Raw genomic sequence first — 23,564 nt, forward strand, 5'->3', positions numbered from 1 at the left:
GATAATGACAAAGGATCAGATTCGTTTCTCTCAGCGTGTTCTTAGTGGGGTATTGAGCGCCCTGTTGGCCACGCAGCCCCTGTTTCCGGCCATTGCCGCCACCATCACCCCTGTCGGCAATACGCAAATGGATAAGGCGGCCAACGGTGTTCCGGTAGTGAACATCGCTACGCCGAACGCGTCCGGGATTTCACACAACAAATATAACGACTACAACGTGGGAAAAGAGGGGCTGATTCTTAACAACGCCACCGGGCAATTAAATCAGACCCAGCTTGGCGGCATTATCCAGAACAACCCGAACCTGCGTTCAGGAAAAGAAGCGACAGGGATCATCAACGAAGTTACCGGGAATAGTCGTTCACAACTGCAGGGTTACACCGAAGTGGCAGGGAAAGCCGCCAACGTCATGGTCGCCAACCCTTATGGCATTACCTGTAACGGGTGCGGATTTATCAACACGCCTAACGCCACCCTGACTACCGGTAAACCGGTGTTAGATGCTAACGGTAATCTGCAGTCGCTGGATGTAAGCAAAGGCAGCATTACCATCGAAGGCAAAGGGCTGGATGGTAGCCAGAGCGATGCGGTGTCGATTATTGCCCGCGCCACGGAAATCAACGCGGCACTGCATGCAAAAAATCTCAGTGTGATAGCCGGAGCTAACCGCATAACGGCGAAGGGGCAGGTGAGTCAACTGCAAGGCGAAGGGGATGTACCGAAAATCGCGGTAGATACCGGTGCGCTAGGCGGAATGTATGCCAACCGGATCCGTCTGGTTTCCAGCGAGAAAGGTTTGGGGGTCAACCTCGGGAATCTGAACGCCCGTCAGGGTGATATCACGCTTGATGCAAATGGAAAATTAACCGTTAAGTCCAGCCTGGCCAGTGGGGCTGTTTCCATGAAAGGGCAAGAGGTTGCGCTTTCTGGCGATCATAAAGCGGGGGATAATTTATCCATCACCAGTCAGGGTGCTATCGCCCTGACTGATAGCGCCCTGGTCAGTGATAAAAACCTGCAGCTTACTGCGCAAGGAACGCTGGTGCAGAATGGCGGCGCGCTTACTGCGGGTCAGGATATTGTGCTGAAGGCCGGCGATATAGCCCAGCAGCGTGCGGCGCAAATAGATGCCGCTGGAAATGTTTCGCTGACCGGGCGCAATCATGTTGCCACGCAGGGAACGGTCACTGCCGGAAAACAGCTGAGTGTGAAGGCGGATTCGCTGAGTAACAGCGGCCAATGGAGTGCGGGGGATGCTTCCCGTATTCAGGGTGGCAGCGTGACCAACAGCGGTGTGATGCAGGGGAAATCGCTGGATATTGCCGCCACGCGTGATGTTGATCTTAGTGGTCAGCTCAATGCGGCAGATACGCTGACGATTAAAGGCCAGCGTATCTCTACAGCCACGGATGCTCAGGTGCAAAGTGGGAAGAATATCGCCCTGCAAGCCGAGATGGTAAATCTGAACGGCACCCACGCGGCGAAAAATGACCTGACCGTGACGGCAAACACCCTCACCCATGACGGAAAATCGAGTGCCACGCAGATGAACCTGAACGTGGCGCAAACAATCACTCAAAACGGCACGCTGTTGGCAGACAACCTCAGTCTCGACAGCCAGCATATTGCTAACAGCGGCCTGCTGCAGGGTAACGCGGCGTTGAATCTGCGTACCGATAATCTGCAAAACCTGAACGGCGGTACGATCTACAGCCTTACTGCTCTGGCGCTGGACATTCCGTACCTGACTAACGACGGGATTATTGCTACCGATGGCGATCTGCGCCTTGGTGGTCTTCAGTTGATTAACGCTGGCGACATTCAGGCCGACACGCTTGAGCTGCAACTGCGCGACGCGATAAATAATTCTGGGCGTCTGCTCGCGCACCAGAGTGCGCAACTTACGGCGCAAACGCTGGAAAATAGCGGCATGCTGGTGGCGAATACTATCACTCTCGACGGAAACACTGTTCAGAACGGTGGTCTGGTTCAGGGGAATGACAGCGCATTGATTTCTGCGGGTGCTCTGACGACGGAGACGACGGGGCAATGGCTAACCGGTAATGCGCTGACGGTGAACGCGGGTACGGTAGAGCACGCCGGGGTGATGCAGGGGAATACCCTTACATTGGCAGCCGATGCGCTGAATAACAGCGGTGTGCTCAACGGGTTAGGTGGCCTGGAAGGGATACTGACCGGGCAACTGACCAACGTCGGACAAATTCAAAGCGGCGGCGGACTCTCGCTCACCGCAAACGACCTGATCAGCGCCGGGCGTATCGTGGGGGATTCGCTCATGCTTGCGGCAACGACGCTGCGCAACAATGGCTTGTGGCAGGGCGCGAACGGACTGGCTTTACGCGGCGATACGCTTAGCACGGGCACGACGTCTCTGACGCTGAGCGGCGGCGCGCTGACCGTTGATGTCGGTACGATGATTACGCAAGGTACGTTACAGGGACAACAGGTCGCGGTGACGTCTGATAACTGGCAGCACGCGGGTTCGTTGGTCAGCCTTGGTGCGCTGACGGCTGACATCAGTAACAGATTTGCCCTGCCGGGCGACTTGATGAGTCAGGGAGCCATGTCGTTAGCTGCACAGCAGTTGAATAATGCCGGAAACATCCTCAGTGAAAGTGACATTACGCTTGATGGTCAGCAGCTTACAAACACTGGGGTGGTACAGGGAAATACCCTCACGCTAAGCCAGGATCGTATTCATAACCAGGGCGTATTGATTGGTCTGCAAAGCCTGACGGTGGCAGCCCCGCAGCAGGAACTGATGAATGCGGCGGGCGGGTCGCTGCTAACCCAGGGAATGCTGAAAGTGACGTCCGGTGATGTGACCAACGCAGGAACGTGGCAGGGGCAGTCGATTCTGCTCAATGCGCAGTCGCTGATTAATAGCGGAGCAATCCAAAGCGCAGACGCGCTACAGCTTATGCTCGTCAAAAATCTCACTTCTGCCGAGGGCAGCAAAGTCACCGCCCTCGGCAATGCCACGCTACAGGCGCTATCCCTGACGAATAACGGGCAATGGGCGGCGAGTTATTTGACGTTAAACGGAACAACGCTGGATAACGCCGGGGCAATCAGCGGGGTCAATGGCCTGACGTTAGCCATGAATGGCGCGGTCAGCCAACAGGCGTCGGGCAGCATGCTCACCGGCGGCGCATTGGATCTCAATGCGGCATCGGTGGCTAACGCGGGCAGCATTCAGGGGACGACGCTAAATATAACGTCCGGAGCGTTAACCAATGGCGGACGCCTGCAGGGGGATAATGACGCCACGCTGGCGCTGAGCGGTGACCTGACGAACCTGGCGGGTGGTGAAATTGTCAGCCGTCAGGGACTGACGATTGCCACGCCCGTACTGTTTAACTACGGCGTGATTCAGGGCGGCGGCAACACGCGTCTTAACGCCACAACCCGAGCGCTGAATGAGGGGCAGCTGCTTTCCGGCGCCGAGTTGAGACTCACCACGCCGCAGTATTCCGGCGCGGGCTGGCTACAGGCGACAAATCTCATTCTGAATGCGGCAACGGCCACCAACAACGGGAACTGGCTTGCCGACAGCGCAACGCTGACGGGCAGTCAGTTCACTAACCAGGGGACGACGCAGGCGGGACAACTGACGCTCAATTACCAGCAGTTGACCAATAACGGTACGGTGTTAGGAACGACCCAACTGACCGTTAATGCCGATCGGGTGAGCCAGAATACGGCTGGCAAACTGTTCAGCGGTGGCGATTTGACTCTCAATAGCCAATCTCTGGACGCCTTCGGGCAGGTGGTTGCGCTGGGTAATCTGACGCTGAAACTGGTGAATGCGTTCACCGCCAACAGTACGCTTGCTGCGGGCAACACGCTCACTGTTAACAGCGAGGGTGCCATCGACAACCGCAATGTCATGCAGGGGCAGATGGTAAACCTGACCGCGGGCGGGCAGTTGAGCAACAATGGGCAAATTACCACCGGCAGCGGTACGAGCAGCCTCAGCGGCAGCAACGTGGCGCTTAATGCCGCCGGAACGGTACAGGGTGGGGGTGACATCATGGTCACCAGTCGCGACACTATTACCGTAGACGGTTTTACCGGCACGCGCGGAACGCTCATGCTCAATACACCGGGGGCGATCATCAACACGGCGCTGCTGTATGCGGCAAATAACATGGCGCTGTATGCCGACTCTATCACCAATCAGCGCGGCGATATTCTTGCGGGCAACAGCCTGTGGATGCAGAAAGATGCGGCGGGAAATGCCAACCGCGAGGTCATCAACACCTCCGGCACCATCGAGACGCAGAGCGGCGATATCACGATTAAAACCGGAACTCTGGAAAATAAGAGGGAGAATTTAACGTATTCAACTCAGACAGAATCCTTTGATGAACAAGTTCCTGAGGGTCCAACCATCACGTTGACGGGAAATGATGCAGGCCATCCCGAATACGAAATACTGGTAGGCGGAGGCAACAGCGGACCTGCTCCGAAGTTATATCTACTGTCTGATGATATTCCTGACTTGCGTTATCTTTATGAAAAAACTACGCAACTTGTTGATGTGAATGGAACCGCAAGCCGTATTTCAGCAGGAAGGAATCTTTCTATATATGGCGATACTGTTATAAATAATGCTTCTAACATTCTGGCTGTCGGAAATATTGATATGTCAGGAACTACATTAAATAACCTAAGTTATGAAAGCAAAATAACCGAAACATACCGAAGCTATAAGTTCACATATGCTGGCTTTAACTCAAATTGGGTGCCTGAGGCTGAAGATGTTTACTTCATCTACACACTTTCGGGCACTGAAAAAGTCGAATCAAAAGGAATTGCAGCCAGGGCCGTTATACAGGCAGGGGGCGATATTACGGCGAGATTCGCACAGGATATCAGCAATACTACTACGACTGCCAATACTGGGGGAATTAGCAACACTATCGCCGTACCTGCGCTGAATACTCTCAGCAACCAGACCATCGACGCCGGGGTGCAAAAGCAGACACTGGCAGATAGTGAAGCGGTTAGCGTTAATTCGCCGCAGTGGAACGATCAACTGCAAGATGCCCTGCAGCAGATTAACGGTGGCACGCTGGATGCCGGGAATGTCGCGGATGCAACGCTGGACACCGTCTCTACCGATAAGAACAGCCAGATTAATCAGGGGGAAGCGGTGGATACCAGCGCGTATCCATTGCCTTTTGGTCAAAACGGCTACTTTGTTGTCTCTGACGATCCGCAAAGCCCGTACCTGATCAACATTAATCCTAAGCTTAACGGCCTGGGTCAGTTGGATCCGGCTCTGTTTGCCGAGTTGAACGTACTGCTGGGGATTACGCCTGGCGATGCCCCACGTGAAACCAACCGTGCGTATACCGATCAAAATCAGTTCCTCGGATCGGCGTATATGCTGGACCGTCTCAACCTGAATCCGGAATACGATTACCGTTTTCTCGGTGACGCGGCGTTCGATACCCGTTACGTCAGTAATGCGATGCTGAATCAGACAGGAAGCCGTTATATCAACGGTATAGGTTCCGATCTGGATCAGATGCGTTATCTGATGGACAGCGCCGCCAGCGCACAGCAGTCGCTGGGGCTGAAATTTGGCGTGGCCCTGACGGCGGAGCAAATTGCCTCTCTTGAGCAGAGCATGCTGTGGTGGGAAGCGGCGACCGTCAACGGTGAAACGGTGATGATACCGAAGCTCTATCTGTCGCCGAAGGATATCACCGTCAATAACGGGAGCGTCATCTCTGGAAATAACGTCCAGCTGGCAGGCGGTACTATCACTAACACCGGCAGTACGCTGCTGGCGAATAACACCCTGACCCTCGATAGCCAGAATAGCATTAACAATCTCAACAATGGCCTGATGCAGGCCGGGGGCAACCTCGACCTGAGCGCTATTGGTGATATCAATAACATCAGCGCCGCTATTAGCGGAAAAACGGTTCAACTGGCAAGTCTCGACGGCAGCATTAATAACCTGACGCAGGTGGAGCAGATTGACATCAATGCGTGGGATAAATACGGCAATGTGAGTTTTAAAGATACGCTGCTGGGCACGATGGCGTCGATTACCGCACTGGATGGGCTGTCGCTATCGGCAGGCAAAAATATCACCGTCACGGGCGCAACGCTTTCGGCGGGCGATTCACTGCAGATGAATGCCGCGGGAGATATTGCGGTGAATGCGAATCACATTAACGATGCGCAGAGCCATGCCGGACGCTGGACTGACGAGACCAGCCGTTCATCACAAGGCTGGCAGGGAAGCAGCATCAGCGCAGGAGGGGACCTTGGCATCAATGCCGGGAATAATCTCAACCTGACGGCAAGCGACGTGAACGCTGGCGGTAGTGCGGTGCTGACTGCGGGTAACGATCTCAACCTGAATGCGGCCACCACGCACGAGAACAGCCGCGACGGGGGCAGTGAATCGCACCGTTCTGGACTGGATCGCACCACTATTTCTGCGGGCGATAACCTGGTCCTGATCGCGGGTCAGGATATTAACGCCCACGCTGCTGGCCTGGCGGCGGAAAATGATGTGGGTCTGCAGGCCGGACGCGATGTCAATTTGCTGGCCGAGGCCACGGCCGAAGGCGACAGTTACCACGCGAAGAAAAAAACCATCATCAATGAGTCCGTGCGCCAGCAGGGAACGGAAGTTGCCAGCGGTGGCGACACGGTCATTATCGCCGGGCGCGATATGAATGCGCAGGCAACCGATGTGATTGCTCAGGGGGATATCGGCGTAGCGGCGGGCCGGGATGTGAATCTCATTACGGCGACGGAAAGTGACTACCACTACGAAGAAACCACCAAAACCAAAAAAGGATTCCTCAATAAAAAGACCACTCACACGATTGAGGAGGACAGCGCCACGCGTGAAAAAGGCGCGTTGCTGAGCGGTGACAATGTGACTGTAGCTGCCGGGAACAACATTCTGGTACAGGGCTCAGCCGTCGTCGGTGATGGCGATGTGGTGCTCGGTGCCGGAAACAACGTCGATATTATTGCCGCAACCAATACCGACACCGCATGGCGATTTAAAGAAACGAAAAAAAGTGGCGTGATGGGAACAGGCGGCATCGGTTTTTCCATCGGCAGCAGTAAAACCACGCATGATTTGCGCGAGCAGGGCACCACCCAGAGCGAGAGCTTCAGCACGGTCGGGTCAACCGGCGGCAACGTCAGCATTACCGCCGGTCAGCAGGTGCACATCGGCGGTGCGGATATCATCGCACAGAAAGATATTGCCGTGCTCGGCGACAGCGTGGTGATTGAGCCCGGCCATGACAAACGTACCCGCGATGAGACGTTTGAGCAGAAGAGCAGCGGCTTGACGGTGGCGCTGTCAGGTGCAGCAGGCAGCGCAGTAAACAGCGCGGTGCAAACCTCACAGGATGCTAAGGGGGAGAGCGATGACCGTCTGGCGGCGCTGCAGGCCACCAAAGCGGTGCTTTCTGGCGCGCAGGCGGTGCAGGCGGCAGCGGTTGCCCGGGCCAGCGACAAAGCGGACAGCGGGCTGGGTATCAGCGTCTCGCTGACGTCGCAGAGCGCCAAATCTGAACAGCATACTCAGACGGATACCGTGACGGGCAGCACCCTGAATGCCGGGAATAACCTGATTATCGCCGCGACGGGCAGCGGCCAAAGCGGCAACAGCGGCGACATCCTGATCGGCGGCAGCCAGATAAAGGCGGGCGGGGACACCACGCTGGTGGCGGCGAACGATATTGTGCTGAGCGGTGCGGCAAACACCCAGCAGACGACGGGCACAAACAGCAGCAGCGGGGGCGGGGTGGGCGTCGGTATCGGCGTCAACGCAGACAGTTACGGCATCAGCGTCTTCGCCAACGTCAACGGCGCAAAAGGCAGTGAAAAGGGCAACGGCACGGCGTGGACGGAGACCACGCTGGACAGCGGCGGTACGGTTTCGCTGGTCAGCGGGCGTGACGCCATCCTGAACGGGGCGCAGGTCAGCGGTGACCGCGTGGTGGCTGACATCGGTGGCGACCTGTGGATGAGCAGTGCCCAGGACAGCAATGACTACCGGTCGAAGCAGAGCAGCGCGGCGGCCGGGGGCAGCTTTACCTACGGCAGCATGTCCGGCTCAGGCTATATCAGCGCCAGCCAGGACCAGATGAAGAGCGACTACGCCTCGGTACAGGAGCAGACGGGGCTGTTTGCCGGCGACGGCGGATTTGACGTGACGGTGGGCGGGCACACGCAGCTGGACGGCGCGGTAATCGCTTCGACGGCGACGGCGGATAAAAACAGTCTGGACACAGGGACGCTGGGTTTCAGGGATATTCATAACGAAGCGGACTTTACGGTCAGCCATGCGGGAGCCAGCGTGAGCGCTGGCGGTGGAGACACGGGCGGCGGGTTCAAAGGCAACATGCCGGTCGGGATGGTTACGGTCGGGGGCAACAGCGGTCATGCGGACGGGACGACGCAGGCGGCGGTAGCGGCAGGGACGATAACGGCTCGCGACACGGCGAATCAGCAGCAGGATGTGGCGGGTCTGAGCCGTGACACGGAGCATGCGAACGACAGCATCAGCCCGATTTTTGACAAAGAGAAAGAGCAGAAGCGGCTGCAGGAAGTGAGCCTCATCGGGGAGATGGGCAGCCAGGCGGCGGATATCGCGCGGACGCAGGGGGAGCTGAATGCGCTGGAGGAAGCGCAGAAGGTTTACCCGGATAAAACGGCGGAAGAGCTGAAAGAGACGCAGACCTGGCGTGATGCACAGGCAGAATATGGTACAGGGAGTGATTTTCAGCGTGGTATTCAGGCGGCGACGGCAGCGCTTCAGGGGCTGGCGGGCGGAGATGCCGGCGCGGCGCTGGCGGGGGCATCGGCCCCGTACCTGGCGAATATTATTGGTCATGATTCGGGATTAAGCGATGATGCGGCGCTGATAGCGCATGCGATACTGGGTGGCGCGGCAGCGGCGATGCAGGGAAACAGCGCGGCGGCGGGAGCGGCAGGGGCTGTCATGGGTGAGCTGGCGGCGAAAGCGATAATGGAGGCGATGTACCCGGATAAGCAGGTCAGTGAGCTGAGCGAAGCGGAAAAGCAGACCATCGGCATGCTGGCGAGTCTGTCCGCGGGAATGGCGGGCGCTCTGGCGGGAGACAGTACGTCGTCTGCGGCAGCGGGCGCGCAGGCCGGGAAGAATGCGGTTGAGAATAACTCACTGAGTAAGAAAGACAAAGTTGATATCTTTGATATCAACCCGATGCTGAAAATCGGGATTGAGGATGCTGACGGAGAGTTACTGAAAGGCGGCGGTGGAGTTGCTAAAAATGGTAAAGCCAGCCTCACTGCGAAAGATAGTCTTATTTCATCAGCAAATAAACCAATTAACGGGCAAGGTATGTCTGCTGCAGCAAGAGCCTGGGAAAAGCATGCTGGCAGAGAGGGTGGAACGTTTGAACCTTTAAAAGGAAATGTGGCTCAAAAAAATGAATCTGCGAGTAAGTTTGTTAGTGATGTATTGAGTAATCCAGGTACTGTCAGAACAGAGTTATCTCGTGGTGGCGTGGAATATCGTCTACCAAGTGGTCAAGGTATTCGCTATAACTCTGATGGCTCGTTTTCTGGTTTCTTAGATCCAAGAAGGTAAGGCGCATGAATGACGGATTTGAAGTGGATTTTTTTAGTGACTCTCGTTATGAGGAACTGACAGCGGAAATATCTTATAAAGGGCAAATTCTATGTCAGTTGAACAAAGATAAAGGGGTTGATTCAATTGAAATAGAGTTTTTTTCTGATAGCCGAATTTTGGCTGAAACTGTAGTTATGAAATTTCCTGTTGACGATTTTTTAAAAATTTTAGAACAGACGAAAGAAGAATTGATCGGTTAATTTCTGCGTGTTACGTGGAATCTAACTATTTACCCGGAGGGTTCTTTTCCATGCGATAGTGTGTCTAGGTGGAAAGGCGTATCTGGAAAAAATGTTGCTGCGTCAGATATACAGCAGGGAAAACCGGTTGTAAGTCACGGAAAGGGCAGGAGAAAATCGGGGCCATCGCAGCAACTTACGTCGGAAAGAGTTGTTGCGGAGAATAACCTGATGGGCGGGAGTGAGGATGCTCAGGCAGCATGGATACGTCAGCATGGGATAGATATGGCGAGTTGTTCGGATAATCCTGGTGGAGCCGCCTGTCAGAAAGCGAAAAATGAGCGTGATGCGGTAGGGCTGGCGCTGGCAACAGGTACAGTGGCTCTGCTTCCTGGCAGTGCTCAGGCGATGTGGGGACCGGGTGCTGGCGCTAATGCAGGAGTTAGTTACTGGGTAGACGGTTCAATTGACCCAGCCAATGCAGCCATTGCAGGCTGGGTGAATGTGTTCAGCATGGGTAATGGCCTGGCGGGTACAGTGGGCTGGAATGCGACAGGTGGTGCGCTGGGTAACTGGATAGACAACAAAGACCCTCTGTTTGGTGCGCTTATCAATGGTGCAGGTTCTGGTATCGGCTATGGCATTGGTAAAGGACTTTCATGGGGTGTTAATGCAGGGGCAAACTGGTGGAAAGGTGGCTGGGATCCTAAGTTTAATGCTGATCTGAGACAGTTTACTGAAGTGAAGGGAGAACTTGGGCTTTCAAAAGAAATGACACCTAGCTATTTTCCAGGTATGGCTGGCGATATCGGTGGTAGCGTGGGATCTGAACTCAGCGGGAAGTATATAGAGCAGAAATCCTCTCAGAAGGATCGCAAAAAATGAGAAAGCAAAATAAGTTTCTGCACCTGCCTCTTTTTATCGTATTAAGTATTGTGTCCATTTTTTTGACATCAATTACTTTATACGTAGCAGGGGAGTTGTTGTTCTTCTTTTTCAAAGGGATACCAATTAATTTCACTATGGAAAATATATTGCTACTCTGCAAGATTAGTCTCAGTGTCGGAAGCTTTGTTGGTGGTGGGATGTGGATAGCTCGGTTATTGAAATTAAAAGGATTCTAAGTTGTTGTTGAGAATAATGCGCTGAGTCCTGAAAGCTTCGGTAAAGGCATGGCTGATATGGGGTTATCCCAGCAGTCGCTTGCAGCCAGTATGATCCAGAATGGCGCTACAGCAGATGAGTTAACAGAAGCGCTGATTAAAAACTCACAGGGTCAGATACCTGAAGGGCAGGATGCCGTTAAAGGTCTGTTAACCGCCTGGGGTGAGTTCTTTGGTGTTCCGGTCAGTGCGTTGACGGCTGATGGTGAAATGACGCCGCAACGGGCTGCGGAAATTCTGGCGAGTGGTGTACCGACCAGTGAAGCGAAGTTAATCCAGTATGTAGCTGCTAAGGCGTTTTTATCTGTTGCGAAAAGCTCCGATCTTGGATTATCACCTGCAAACCAGAAATATGTAGATATCCTTTCACCGGAAGCGAAACAGCATATTTTATATGGGGATAGCCCTACGCAAGGTGGACATCTGTATCCCGGAAATCCAGGAAAAACAGTTTTCCCTCAAAGCTGGTCAGCAGACAAGGTTGTTCATGCTGTGGGTGATATAGCTACTTCACCCGATACCAAATGGTTTGCCCAGACCGGAACGGGTGGGGCGTATACAAATGCAGGAAGACCAGCAAGATGGGTTGCCTGGGAAGAGCGAGAAGGTGTTAGAGTTCGTGTGGTATACGAGCCAGCTAGTGGGAAAATAGTAACAGCGTTCCCGGATAGTAATCCGACTCATCCAGCTTTAAAACCGATTAAGAAATAGCGTAGGCGCGATGGATATTAATGACAAAATTAGATCATTAGGTGAAGGGTTAAAGGATCGGTTGGATCCTTCGCTCGTTGACTTTGCTCTCGATTATATTGGGTTCTCAGAGAGTGTATTAGCATTCGAGACGCTATGTGATCACATTGCTGATTATGATGTTGTGATTAGCAAAGATGAATACACGCAAGTGCTTAAAATAGCTAATGATCTTGGCCTAGAAATAGATAGTAGATATACATATATAAATCCAGAGAAATAACTTCTTGATAACTATGATTAATCCCGGCCACTGTGCCGGGATCTTTTTACCCGTCAGCCCTTAACCGGCTCGATCACCAGTCTTCCCTGCTCCACGCTGACCATGACCGGCGTGTCGGTGCTGAATCCAGCCTCTCCCAGCCAGTTGCCGTTGAGGCGCAGGCTGGGGCTGCGGGAATAGTACGTGGTCATGTAGTTACAAGTTCTTTAACAGCGTCGGGAAAAAGTGGAAAACGGGGAGCAAAACCGCGTATCGGGGTGTTGCGTCCGGCGCAGCAGAATACAGCGGGAAAAACGAGTTGTAAGCTGCTGAGAGTACAGGGAAAATGCTGTTGCGGCGGTGAGGTTCGCAACGGATAAAGTTGTTGTTGAGAATAACTCACTGGCGCTTCCCATCACGCCACCACCGCTTGCAGGCAGTAACACCGGCGATGCGGTGAACGAGGCGAACCAGACGATGGCATCGGCGCTGGACAAGAAGCTGAAGGAAATGACGGAGGCGCTGGATAAAGCGACTCAGTGCTCCTTCGGGCGGGCTTGTTCTGCTGAAGATGCAGAGCAGACAGAGGGGCCGAATGCGGGTAAGAACCTGACGGATGCTGAGAAAGCTGAATTTGGTGGTGCAGGTTCAGGAACGCCGGGCGGCTGGGAACCGCAGGATGAGGAGAATGCGCGAAACAGTCAAAAGCAGAATATTACTGTTGAGGATTTAACCTCGACATCATCGAAAGGGAATGAGACTACAGGGCGTTCAAAACTTTTCGAAAGAACAGGTGGAAGTAATGCTGCTAATAAAGAGTTCGATGCCTTATCTCCCACAGAAATTAAAGAAATACCAAGTGGAAGGGTCGGTAAACTACCCGATGGGCGAACGGTTATCGTAAGTGAGCGTAGTACTGATGGTCGCCCAACTTTGGAGATCCAATCAGGGAAGAATAGGATCAAGTTTAGGTATGACGAGTAATCATATATGTCTGAAAAATTGATTGAAATTCCCCTTGCTGAGGGTTCTCTTCATAATAGCCAACTAGAGGATTTTCGATATTCCTCTGGTTCCCTTGAGTTGATTTTATCTTCAGGTGATAACGCTGAAGGTAGCAAAGTTAAGGTGCTGTTCGATTGGATTTATTCCTTCCGAGTGACTGATGAAGGTGACCTATTGAAAATGCAGGAAGAGCAGAAAGGGATGATGCTTACAGGACTTTATCGCGTTGAAAAATCTAAGTATCTAGAATGGTTTAATGAGCAAAACGGTAATATACATGATGGAGTCGTTCATTATATGTTCTCAACTATGGACGATGTTATAGATATTTTAGCCTCTATTAGTCCTTCAATATCAATCAGTAACTAACAATAATCCCGGCCCCTGCGCCGGGATCTCCTTTACCCGTCAGCCCTTAACCGGCTCGATCACCAGTCTTCCCTGCTCCACGCTGACCGTGACAGGTGTGTCGGTGCTGAACCCCGCCTCTCCCAGCCAGTTACCGTTGAGGCGCATGTTGGGGCTGCGGGAATAGTACGTGGTCATGTAGTTACAAGTTCTTTAACAGCGTCGGGAAAAAGTGGAAAACGGGGAGCAAAACCGCGTATCGGGGTGTTGCGTCCGGCGCAGCAGAATCCAGCGGGAAAAACGAGTTGTAAGCTGCTGAGAGTACAGGGAAAATGCTGTTTCGGCGGTGAGGTTCGCAACGGATAAAGTTGTTGTTGAGAATAACTCGCTCGCCGGAGATCAGGCCCGCGAAGCGGCAAAACAGGCTGCTGAATCCCTGAAAAATCAGGTCACGGAAAAGCTGGGTGAAGGCACCACTTCTGCTATCAGCAGCGACATCCTGATCGGCGGCAGCCAGATAAAGGCGGGCGGGGACACCACGCTGGTGGCGGCGAACGATATTGTGCTGAGCGGTGCGGCAAACACCCAGCAGACGACGGGCACAAACAGCAGCAGCGGGGGCGGGGTGGGTGTCGGTATCGGCGTCAACTCTGACAGTTACGGTATTAGCGTCTTCGCCAACGTCAACGGCGCAAAAGGCAGTGAAAAGGGCAACGGCACGGCGTGGACGGAGACCACGCTGGACAGCGGCGGTACGGTTTCGCTGGTCAGCGGGCGTGACGCTATCCTGAACGGGGCGCAGGTCAGCGGTGACCGCGTGGTGGCGGATATCGGTGGCGACCTGTGGATGAGCAGCGCCCAGGACAGCAATGACTACCGGTCGAAGCAGAGCAGCGCGGCGGCCGGGGGCAGCTTTACCTACGGCAGCATGTCCGGCTCAGGCTATATCAGCGCCAGCCAGGACCAGATGAAGAGCGACTATGCCTCGGTGCAGGAGCAGACGGGGCTGTTTGCCGGCGACGGCGGATAAAAACAGCCTGGACACCGGAACGCCGGGTTTCAGGGATATTCATAACGAAGCGGACTTTACGGTCAGACATGCGGGAGCCAGATGGTCAACGTTAGAAATGAAGGAATAGACTCGCGCTTGCCCGCCATCCGGCGAAGAGATGGTGGTGCGTAACAGGCCTGATGCGCTGCGCTTATCAGGCCTACGGGACGAAGCTTTATTTGCTGCGTTTAATCATCGGTATATCGCCCAAATCATGCAACGCGCCGGGAAAGGTTTTTAACCACTGGGTCACTTTCTGCTTATTAATATTCACCACACTCATTCCTTCTATACAGCCCCATAACTCTCTCGTGTGCTGTGGCGTAATAACGATGCAATCTTTCATCACCCGTATTTTTACCGGCATACCATTAACAAATCCGGCATTGGGCAGCCATTCTCCGCTGAGCGGCAGATAATTATTATCCATCCGCGAATACAGTTCGCAGCAGGCGGAACTGTCCTGCGCCGATTCCGCTCGTGGATGAATGCTGGCCTCCACGGTGCGCTTGCCGTGCAGACGGTTGCGGTGGTTTTTGCGTAGCAGCTCGGGGTTTTGCGACTCATCCGGCAAAACCTCAGAATCTGCTTGGGCTACGGCGGGTTCTGGCATAAAATTCGCGTCAGCCATAATCAACTCCTCTACTTAGTTGTTTTGTGGTTAGCGGTGTGAGGGTGTTGCTGCACCTTCATGCCGCGAATCCCCGTCATAATTCGAATTGCAGATGCGTTGGCTACGCTCGTTCACCCCAGTCACATAGTTATCTATGCTGCTGGGAATTTACTCCCTTGCCGCCGTCCTGCAACTCGAATTATTCAGGCGATTAGATTTAAAATGATCTTATATTTCCTTCGTTACTGCTTTATTTAACCTGCGGCTATTATACCGTGCTGAATAAAAATGGGGTCATTTAAACGTAATGAGATTTATTAAATGCGAAGTGGCTCCAGAAAATATTGCGGATATATGAAAAATATTGCAGTCAATAAAACAGATCGCTAACGGTGAAATAAGAATGCTATCATTCACCTCAGACGCGGCAGACAACTGCTGGCACACGCATTCACCCCGGAGCACCTGATGAACAACGACATTCCGCTAAAATATTATGATATCGCCGACGAGTACGCGACCGAGGCCGCAAAGCCGGTTAGCGACGCAGAACGCGACGCGCTGGCGCACTACTTCCAACAGCTGATCGTCCGTTTGATGAACAACGAAGAGATCGGCGAAGACGCGCAGCAGGAGATGGCAACTGTGGCCGGGATTGACGCACAGCGTATCGATGATATCGCCGAGTTCCTCAACCGCTGGGGCAACGAGTAGCCAAAGACGTGGCCGATGTTTTACACTGCGCGCAAATTTTACGAGTATGACGTTTTAATCAGGCGGAAACAGCAATGAACGGAACAATCACAACGTGGTTTAAAGATAAAGGCTTTGGATTTATCAAAGATGAAAACGGCGATAACCGCTATTTTCATGTGATTAAGGTTGCTAATCCTGAGCTGATCAAGAAAGACGCGGCGGTGACCTTCGAGCCGACCACTAACAACAAAGGCCTGTCAGCCTATGCGGTGAAAGTGGTGCCCGACAGCAAATACATCTATATCGCAGGCGAGCGCCTGAAGCTCACGGCGATCAAATCCTGGGTGGTGTACAGCGAAGAAGTTCCTGCCGAGACCCGTATTGATAAAGAAAATGCGGTACTTTCTGTCGGCGCGCTGATGAACAGCATCAAGCCGAAGTCAGACGTCAAGCCTGGAGACGTACGCACGCTGAAAAAGCTGGCCATCACCACCTTCCAGGGTACGACGCTGATCTTCTCTGAAGATGAGATAGATATCGAAGAAACGGTAAAGCTGCTTAAAATCTGAAGCGCGTCAGGCTGAACGCATGCCGAAATCTCGCTCATTTTATGCGCGGGATTTCGGTTTTTTTTGGCCTGTATAGTGGCAGGCAGACATTTTCTGGGCTATTAATTAATATAAAATGGAGTGATGGTTAACTTGTTGATTTTAATGATTTAAAATATGAATGGGTTTACTTCATCAATAATATCCAGGCAGCATATGTAAATAGCATTATAACTAAATTATAATTCGTTTACATCCGGTCGGCAGGCGAGGTTAAAATGCGATTAATTGTTATGTTGTTAAGCTTTGTCGTCTCCACACAGCTCTGGGCAGGTGAACTTTCTAAACCTGCCGGTAAAGCCCTTTTAACGCTGTCCGGTAATATAGAAAATACAAATGAAGACGGGAAAGCCGTTTTTGATATTGCCAGCCTTGAGAAGCTGGGCATGGTCAGTTTCCAGACCACCTCGCCCTGGTATAATGGACGCACTACCTTTACGGGTATTCCACTGCAAAAGCTCATGGATTATGTTGGCGCGAAAGGTTCTGTGGTTAAGGTCACCGCGCTCAATGACTACACCACGATTATCCCACTCAGTGATTTCAAAAAATATAATGTTATCCTTGCTGTAAAAATCAACGAAAAATACATTCGCGTCCGTGATAAAGGTCCCCTATTCATTGTGTACCCCTATGACAGCATGCCTGAACTGAATAATCAGGTTTTTTATGCACGCTCAGCATGGCAGGTCAGCAGAATGAATATTGAGTAGGAGTTCAGAAGAACATCATGAACAGAATACTGGCGGGCATCATATTTTCTCTTTTTATATCTACCGGGTATATCTCTTACCTCGTGCATGAACGGCAACAAGAGTTACAGAAACTGACTCACTACACCGATTCATGGTCCGCTGCACAACTGGTATCAGAATACTACCGTTTTGAGTCATGGCTTGGTCTTTACACTATCGATGATTCTATGAACCTCGATGATGTACGTCTGCGCCTCGACATCATGCTCAGCCAGAATGATTTAATGAAAGAAGGTGAGTTGGGACATTATATACAAAATAATGAAGCGCATGGTGAACTGGCTTTACAACTGGAAAACACACTTAACTATCTGGATGTTCATCTTGAGAAAATGAATCGTTCAGAGCTCCAGACATACTTGAAAAAAATGCATGCGCTGGATGCGCCGCTAGGCCGCCTTTCATCCGGTGCGCTAAATAAAGATGTTAACTCGATTAATAGTACAAACCTCAAAATTCAAGCGCTGTACTATATTTATTCAGCGATCTCAGTACTGCTGATCATACTGAGTGCGATACTGGGCGTGCTGATATTCTATCAGAACAGAAATATTTTGCAGGCGCATCTTCAGGTTAAGCGTCTTGCTGAAGAATTGCAGAAATCTAAAGAAAAACTGCAAATCCAGAATACAAAACTGGAATATGACGTCTACCATGATTCTCTTACCGAGATGAATAACCGCCAGCTTTTTTGGGAAGATTTAAATAAAACCATCGAGACGGCAGAAAAGAATAATAGTTCTGTGACAGTGATGTTGTTTGATTTAGACCGATTCAAAGAGGTCAATGATACGTATGGTCATGATGTCGGTGATTCATTGTTACGTCAGATATCCCATCGCCTGGTTTCGATGAGCCTGACTTCAGATACGCTTTATCGCTTAGGTGGGGATGAGTTTGCGTTTCTCTCGACGGGTCTGACTGAGAGTCATGCTGTTTCTCGCGCGCAAAAAATATGTGAATTTATCAACCAGCCCTACACGATTTATAACACAATTATCAACATTACCACCTGCGTTGGCATTGTTATTTCCGAAACTGAACGCCGCTCCGACTATCTTTATAAATTTGCCGATCTGGCCCTATATGAAGCCAAAAAAGAAGGGTCTGGTAAGATAAAAGTCTTCCGGCAACGCATGTTAGATAAGTTGCAAGAAAGCAGAACCCTTGAGCATGATATGGCGATGGCAATAGCGAATAAAGAATTCGTGGTTTATTACCAGCCGATTGTAGATTCTTTCAGCAGGGAAATTTACAGCTATGAAGCCCTTATCCGCTGGATACATCCTCTTAAAGGCCTGTTGTCGCCGGATAGCTTTATTCCTGTTGCGGAAAAGACAGGAATGATTAATGAGATGGGGAAATCGGTGCTTGAAATGGCCTGCAGGGAAGCGGCTTCCTGGGCGGTTCCGGTTAAAATTTCAGTCAATGTCTCGCCTGTCCAGCTAAGCAGCAAAGCCTTTGCCGGAATAGTGTTGTCTATTCTGAAAGAAACAGGACTTCCGGCTGACCGTCTTGAACTGGAAGTGACGGAATCCTCTCTTTTTACTGACAGCAATACGCCGATGAATACGCTTAACAGGCTCAGAGCCCTGGGCGTGAAAATCTCCATTGATGATTTTGGTACGGGATACTCTTCGCTTTCGCGGCTGAGCAGGCTTGCCTTCGATAAAATCAAAATAGACAAGTCCTTTGTGCATTCGATATCTACACAGGAAGACGCCCTTAACATCATCAAACTTATCACCGGTATGGCGAAATCTCTCAATATGAAGGCGGTTGCAGAAGGGGTTGAAACACAGGAACAACTGGAAAGTCTTCAGGCTCTGGGCTGCGATTTCGCACAAGGCTATCTGTTTGGTAAACCTCAACCTGGTATTGATGGAAAAATCAGAAACGGTAAATCGCGAACGTCTCTGCTGGCAGATAACGACGACACATTGCGCAGTGAACGTGGCTCTTAATCAGAGGGGGAGGGGAAATGTGATCCATCTCACCTCCCGGCAACCAAAATCTCCTGTGACGCCACGCCGTCTTCGATCTGCTTCGCCACTTTTTGTAAGGCCGGAAGGTGTTTTTCCGCGGCCTGTTCGATGGTCATCGCACTGGCCATATACACCAGGTTCAGGCAGCCGATCACCCGCTGTTCGCTGCGGATTGGCACGGCGATAGAGGCGATTTTCTCCTCCTGATCCCAGCCGCGATAGTTCTGTCCAAAACCGTCTTTGCGCGCGCGAGTCAGGATGGCGTCCAGCTTCAGCGGTTCGCGCGCCAGCTGGAATTCTTCTCCCGGTCGCGATGCCAGTATTTCGATCAGCTCCTGACGTTCATTCTCCGGACAAAACGCCAGCCAGGTCAGGCCGGAGGCGGTTTTCAGCAACGGTAGACGACGCCCGACCATCGCCCGGTGAAATGACAGGCGGCTGAAGCGGTGGGTGGTTTCACGCACCACCATGGCATCGACGTCGAGCGTGGAAACGTCGGTCGGCCAGATGACCTCGCGCAGTAAATCCCCCAGCAGCGGCGCGGCCAGCGCGGAAATCCACTGCTCGTCACGAAATCCCTCGCTGAGCTGACGAACTTTGATGGTTAAGCGAAAGCTGTCATCGGATAGGCTGCGCCGGACGTAACCCTCATCCTGCAACGTTTCCAGCAGTCGTCTGACCGTGGTGCGGTGCAGGCCGCTCAGCTCTGCCAGCAGACCAACGCTGGCCCCACCGTCGAGCCGGTTTAACATATTTAATAACATTAACCCGCGGGTTAATCCGCGCACGGTTTTGTATTCGGTACTCTCGTCACTTTTCATATTCGTTGACAAATCTACAGATAAAACAACGTAGTGCACTAAGTGCACATCCAGGTATGTTTTGATTGTAGCGCAAAAACACCCTCCTATACTGACCGCACAATAAAAAATTATTCACATATTTTTAACAAAGCCAGGTGCGTCTCTCCAGAGGCTGCCATGACGTTTTGTCCGCGTAGTGAGGTTCTGAAATGACAACGATAAACCCGGATATCCAACCCGCTGTGCAACACACCGTGCAGGTGGCGATTGCCGGAGCCGGTCCGGTGGGGCTGATGATGGCGAACTATCTCGGCCAGATGGGCATTGAGGTGCTGGTGGTGGAGAAGCTCGATGCGCTGATCGACTATCCGCGCGCCATCGGCATTGACGATGAAGCGCTGCGCACCCTGCAGTCCGTCGGTCTGGTCGATAACGTGCTGCCGCACACCACGCCATGGCATGCGATGCGCTTTCTTACCCCCAAGGGCCGCTGCTTTGCTGATATCCAGCCGATGACCGATGAGTTTGGCTGGTCGCGGCGCAACGCGTTTATTCAGCCGCAGGTAGACGCGGTGATGCTGGAAGGGCTGTCGCGGTTTCCCAACGTGCGTTGCCTGTTCTCTCGCGAGCTGGAGGCGTTCAGTCAGAAGGATGGCGAAGTGACGCTGAACCTGAAGGCACCGGACGGTCAGCGTGAAACGGTGCAGGCCCAGTGGCTGGTGGCCTGCGACGGCGGCGGCAGCGTCGTCAGGCGCTCGCTGAATGTGCCATTCGAAGGTAAAACCGCGCCAAATCAGTGGATTGTGGTGGATATCGCCAACGATCCGCTCAGCACCCCACACGTGTATCTGTGCTGCGATCCGGTGCGTCCGTATGTCTCCGCCGCACTGCCACACGCGGTGCGCCGCTTTGAATTTATGGTGATGCCGGGGGAAACCGAAGCGCAGCTTAGCGAGCCGGAGAATATGCGCCAGTTGCTGAGCAAAGTGTTGCCGAACCCGGACAACGTTGAGCTGATCCGCCAGCGCGTGTATACCCATAACGCCCGTCTGGCCGAACGTTTTCGTATTGACCGCGTGCTGCTGGCGGGCGATGCCGCGCACATTATGCCGGTCTGGCAGGGGCAGGGGTACAACAGCGGCATGCGCGATGCCTTCAACCTGGCGTGGAAACTGGCGCTGGTGATTGAGGGCAAAGCCGGTGATGCGCTGCTGGACACCTACCAGCAGGAACGCCGCGATCACGCCAAAGCCATGATTGATTTGTCGGTGACTGCGGGCAACGTGCTGGCGCCGCCGAAACGCTGGCATGGCGCGGTGCGCGACGGGGTGTCCTGGCTGCTGAACTACCTTCCGCCGGTCAAACGTTACTTCCTCGAAATGCGTTTTAAGCCGATGCCACAGTATCACGCCGGGGCGCTGGTGCGTGAAGGCGACGTGAAAACGTCTCCTGTCGGCAAGATGTTTATTCAGCCAAAGGTGACGCTGGAATCGGGCGAGGTGACCCTGCTCGACAACGTCATTGGGCCGCGTTTTGCGGTGATTGGCTGGGGCTGTAATCCGCTTTGGGGCATGAGCGAGGCGCAAATCCAGCAGTGGCAGGCGCTCGGCACCCGGTTTATTCAGGTGGTGCCGGATACACAAATACATACCTCACAGGATAACCACGACGGGGTTATCCGCATTGGCGATACGCAAAACCGCTTGCGCGCGTGGTTTGCTCAGCACAACGCCGCGCTGGTGGTGATGCGCCCGGACCGCTTCGTGGCCGCCGTTGCTATTCCGCAAACCCTGGGCAGCACCCTGAATAAACTGGCGTCGGTGATGACGCTTACCCGCGCTAATGCCGCGGTTCCTGTCGAAAAGGTCGCCTGATATGCACGCTTATCTTCATTGTCTTTCCCACTCGCCGCTGGTGGGCTATGTCGACCCGGCGCAGGCCGTGCTCGACGAGGTCAACGGGGTGATCGCCAGCGCCCGTGCGCGCATTGCGGCGTTCGATCCCGAACTGGTGGTGCTGTTTGCCCCCGATCACTACAACGGTTTTTTCTACGATGTGATGCCGCCGTTTTGCTTAGGCATTGGCGCCACGGCGATCGGTGATTTTGGCAGCGCGGCGGGGGAACTGCCGGTGCCGGCGGATCTCGCGGAAGCCTGCGCCCACGCGGTGATGAAAAGCGGCATCGATCTTGCCGTGTCGTACAACATGCAGGTCGATCACGGCTTTGCTCAGCCGCTGGAGTTTTTGCTCGGCGGGCTGGATAAGGTCCCGGTATTGCCGGTGTTTATTAACGGTGTCGCTACCCCGCTGCCGGGCTTCCAGCGTACCCGCCTGCTCGGTGAGGCGATTGGTCAGTTCACCAGCTCGCTGAATAAACGCGTGTTGTTTTTAGGCTCCGGGGGGCTGTCGCATCAGCCGCCGGTGCCCGAACTGGCAAAGGCCGACGCCCATATGCGTGACCGTCTGCTCGGCAGCGGGAAACAATTGCCCGAAAACGAGCGCGCGCTGCGCCAGCAGCGGGTAATCAGCGCCGCCGAGAAATTCGTGACCGATCAAAACACGCTGCACCCGCTCAACCCCGTCTGGGATAACCGCTTTATGACCCTGCTTGAGCAGGGGCGTCTGACGGAACTGGACGGCGTTGGCAATGAAGAACTGTCCGCGATGGCGGGTAAATCGACGCACGAAGTGAAAACCTGGGTTGCTGCCTTCGCCGCCATTTCTGCCTTTGGCAACTGGCGCAGCGAAGGCCGTTACTATCGCCCGATCCCGGAGTGGATCGCCGGATTCGGCTCGTTGAGCGCCGCCACACAGAACTGAAACAGAACTGAACATGCAGGAGAAGATCATGACTTACCAACCGCAAACCGAAGCCGCCAGCAGCCGTTTTCTTGAGGTGCAGGAAGCTGGCGAAACCCTACGCGTACATGTCAATGACTGTGGGCAGGGCGAAGAGACCGTTGTGCTGCTGCACGGATCCGGCCCGGGCGCCACGGGCTGGGCCAACTTCAGCCGCAATATCGATCCGCTGGTTGAGGCCGGTTACCGGGTGATCCTGTTGGATTGCCCGGGCTGGGGGAAAAGCGATGGGATCGTTAACCGCGGGTCGCGATCAGATCTGAACGCCCGCATCCTGAAAAGTGTGGTCGATCAGCTGGATCTTCAGCAAGTCCACTTACTGGGCAACTCGATGGGCGGCCACAGCGCCGTGGCGTTCACCCTGAGCTGGCCGGAGCGCGTGGGCAAGCTGGTGCTGATGGGCGGTGGGACGGGCGGTATGAGCCTGTTTACGCCGATGCCAACTGAAGGCATCAAGCGCCTGAACCAGCTGTATCGCGAGCCGACCATCGAGAATCTGAAGTTGATGATGGACATCTTTGTGTTCGACACCAGCGACCTGACCGACGCGCTGTTTGAGGCACGACTCAATAACATGCTGTCGCGTCGCGATCACCTGGAAAACTTTGTCCAGAGCCTGGAAGCCAATCCAAAACAGTTCCCGGACTTTAGTCCGCGTCTGGCGGAGATCAACGCCCAGACCCTGATTGTCTGGGGACGCAACGATCGCTTCGTGCCGATGGACGCCGGGCTGCGCCTGCTCGCCGGAATTGCGGGTTCAGAGCTGCACATTTACCGCGACTGCGGGCACTGGGCGCAGTGGGAACATGCGGACGCCTTTAATCAGCTGGTGCTGAACTTCCTCGCGCGACCTTAAGGA

17 protein-coding genes and 2 pseudogenes are annotated in these 23,564 nt (G+C 53.4%); 15 read left to right on the plus strand and 4 right to left on the minus strand.

The window, feature by feature from the left end; translation table 11 throughout:
- The first annotated feature begins 4 nt into the window (after positions 1-4).
- The 5 genes and pseudogenes from QNN86_RS14465 (at position 5) to QNN86_RS14485 (ending at position 12,003) form a co-directional block, all read left to right on the plus strand.
- Positions 5-9,646 carry a hemagglutinin repeat-containing protein gene (locus QNN86_RS14465; RefSeq protein ID WP_414211391.1) on the plus strand — a complete coding sequence of 3,214 codons (9,642 nt, stop codon included), beginning with the start codon at positions 5-7 and terminating at the stop codon, positions 9,644-9,646.
- A 5-nt stretch (positions 9,647-9,651) separates the two neighbouring features.
- The gene (locus QNN86_RS14470; RefSeq protein ID WP_146717465.1) at positions 9,652-9,888 is read left to right on the plus strand and encodes a hypothetical protein; all 237 of its coding nucleotides are present in this window, start codon (positions 9,652-9,654) and stop codon (positions 9,886-9,888) included.
- 195 nt (positions 9,889-10,083) lie between these two features.
- Positions 10,084-10,752: pseudogene (locus QNN86_RS14475) on the plus strand (filamentous hemagglutinin); the annotation flags it as partial.
- A 296-nt stretch (positions 10,753-11,048) separates the two neighbouring features.
- Positions 11,049-11,741: an EndoU domain-containing protein gene (locus tag QNN86_RS14480; protein ID WP_414211394.1), complete on the plus strand. Its 693-nt coding sequence runs from the start codon at positions 11,049-11,051 to the stop codon at positions 11,739-11,741.
- Positions 11,742-11,751: 10 nt separating this feature from the next.
- Complete coding sequence (locus QNN86_RS14485; protein WP_414211396.1) at positions 11,752-12,003, plus strand: MafI family immunity protein; 252 nt, start codon at positions 11,752-11,754, stop codon at positions 12,001-12,003.
- A gap of 53 nt (positions 12,004-12,056) precedes the next feature.
- On the opposite strand, the gene QNN86_RS14490 is transcribed toward QNN86_RS14485, so the two are convergent.
- Complete coding sequence (locus QNN86_RS14490) at positions 12,057-12,194, minus strand: SymE family type I addiction module toxin (RefSeq protein WP_414211398.1); 138 nt, start codon at positions 12,192-12,194, stop codon at positions 12,057-12,059.
- A 148-nt stretch (positions 12,195-12,342) separates the two neighbouring features.
- Here QNN86_RS14490 and QNN86_RS14495 point away from each other — a divergent pair, with 148 nt between their 5' ends.
- The gene (locus QNN86_RS14495) at positions 12,343-12,966 is read left to right on the plus strand and encodes a hypothetical protein (protein WP_414211400.1); all 624 of its coding nucleotides are present in this window, start codon (positions 12,343-12,345) and stop codon (positions 12,964-12,966) included.
- Between the two features lie 6 nt (positions 12,967-12,972).
- Positions 12,973-13,356 carry a hypothetical protein gene (locus tag QNN86_RS14500; RefSeq protein ID WP_414211402.1) on the plus strand — a complete coding sequence of 128 codons (384 nt, stop codon included), beginning with the start codon at positions 12,973-12,975 and terminating at the stop codon, positions 13,354-13,356.
- A 39-nt stretch (positions 13,357-13,395) separates the two neighbouring features.
- Here QNN86_RS14500 and QNN86_RS14505 read toward each other — a convergent pair whose 3' ends face one another.
- Positions 13,396-13,533 (minus strand): SymE family type I addiction module toxin, encoded by a 138-nt coding sequence (locus QNN86_RS14505; RefSeq protein ID WP_182269408.1) that lies wholly within the window; start codon positions 13,531-13,533, stop codon positions 13,396-13,398.
- A gap of 295 nt (positions 13,534-13,828) precedes the next feature.
- Here QNN86_RS14505 and QNN86_RS14510 point away from each other — a divergent pair.
- Positions 13,829-14,441: pseudogene (locus tag QNN86_RS14510) on the plus strand (hemagglutinin repeat-containing protein); the annotation flags it as partial.
- 120 nt (positions 14,442-14,561) lie between these two features.
- On the opposite strand, the gene QNN86_RS14515 reads toward QNN86_RS14510, so the two are convergent.
- Positions 14,562-15,017 carry a SymE family type I addiction module toxin gene (locus tag QNN86_RS14515; RefSeq protein WP_279277196.1) on the minus strand — a complete coding sequence of 152 codons (456 nt, stop codon included), beginning with the start codon at positions 15,015-15,017 and terminating at the stop codon, positions 14,562-14,564.
- Positions 15,018-15,467: 450 nt separating this feature from the next.
- Here QNN86_RS14515 and QNN86_RS14520 point away from each other — a divergent pair, with 450 nt between their 5' ends.
- The 4 genes from QNN86_RS14520 to QNN86_RS14535 all read left to right on the plus strand — a co-directional run bounded on the left by QNN86_RS14520 (position 15,468) and on the right by QNN86_RS14535 (position 19,022).
- Positions 15,468-15,713: a YmjA family protein gene (locus QNN86_RS14520; RefSeq protein WP_115259298.1), complete on the plus strand. Its 246-nt coding sequence runs from the start codon at positions 15,468-15,470 to the stop codon at positions 15,711-15,713.
- 74 nt (positions 15,714-15,787) lie between these two features.
- The gene (locus QNN86_RS14525; RefSeq protein ID WP_181618755.1) at positions 15,788-16,264 is read left to right on the plus strand and encodes a cold-shock protein; all 477 of its coding nucleotides are present in this window, start codon (positions 15,788-15,790) and stop codon (positions 16,262-16,264) included.
- A 257-nt stretch (positions 16,265-16,521) separates the two neighbouring features.
- A complete protein-coding gene (locus tag QNN86_RS14530) occupies positions 16,522-17,016 on the plus strand; it encodes a molybdopterin-dependent oxidoreductase (RefSeq protein ID WP_181595804.1) in 495 nt (164 codons plus the stop codon).
- Positions 17,017-17,033: 17 nt separating this feature from the next.
- Positions 17,034-19,022 carry a putative bifunctional diguanylate cyclase/phosphodiesterase gene (locus QNN86_RS14535; protein WP_414211405.1) on the plus strand — a complete coding sequence of 663 codons (1,989 nt, stop codon included), beginning with the start codon at positions 17,034-17,036 and terminating at the stop codon, positions 19,020-19,022.
- 29 nt (positions 19,023-19,051) lie between these two features.
- Here the strand turns inward: QNN86_RS14535 and QNN86_RS14540 are convergent, their stop codons facing one another.
- Positions 19,052-19,864, minus strand: coding sequence for a DNA-binding transcriptional regulator (locus tag QNN86_RS14540; RefSeq protein ID WP_135912487.1), 813 nt, complete (start codon positions 19,862-19,864; stop codon positions 19,052-19,054).
- A 191-nt stretch (positions 19,865-20,055) separates the two neighbouring features.
- Here QNN86_RS14540 and QNN86_RS14545 point away from each other — a divergent pair, with 191 nt between their 5' ends.
- The 3 genes from QNN86_RS14545 to mhpC are packed head-to-tail and all read left to right on the plus strand — an operon-like array spanning position 20,056 to position 23,561.
- Complete coding sequence (locus QNN86_RS14545; RefSeq protein WP_414211408.1) at positions 20,056-21,720, plus strand: bifunctional 3-(3-hydroxy-phenyl)propionate/3-hydroxycinnamic acid hydroxylase; 1,665 nt, start codon at positions 20,056-20,058, stop codon at positions 21,718-21,720.
- Position 21,721: 1 nt separating this feature from the next.
- A complete protein-coding gene (mhpB, locus tag QNN86_RS14550) occupies positions 21,722-22,666 on the plus strand; it encodes a 2,3-dihydroxyphenylpropionate/2,3-dihydroxicinnamic acid 1,2-dioxygenase (RefSeq protein ID WP_414211410.1) in 945 nt (314 codons plus the stop codon).
- Positions 22,667-22,694: 28 nt separating this feature from the next.
- Complete coding sequence (gene mhpC, locus QNN86_RS14555) at positions 22,695-23,561, plus strand: 2-hydroxy-6-oxonona-2,4-dienedioate hydrolase (protein ID WP_414211413.1); 867 nt, start codon at positions 22,695-22,697, stop codon at positions 23,559-23,561.
- Positions 23,562-23,564: the final 3 nt, after the last annotated feature.

The organism is Citrobacter sp. C348 (assembly GCF_047467975.1).
In the GTDB taxonomy this organism is placed as follows: Bacteria; Pseudomonadota; Gammaproteobacteria; order Enterobacterales; family Enterobacteriaceae; genus Citrobacter; species Citrobacter gillenii.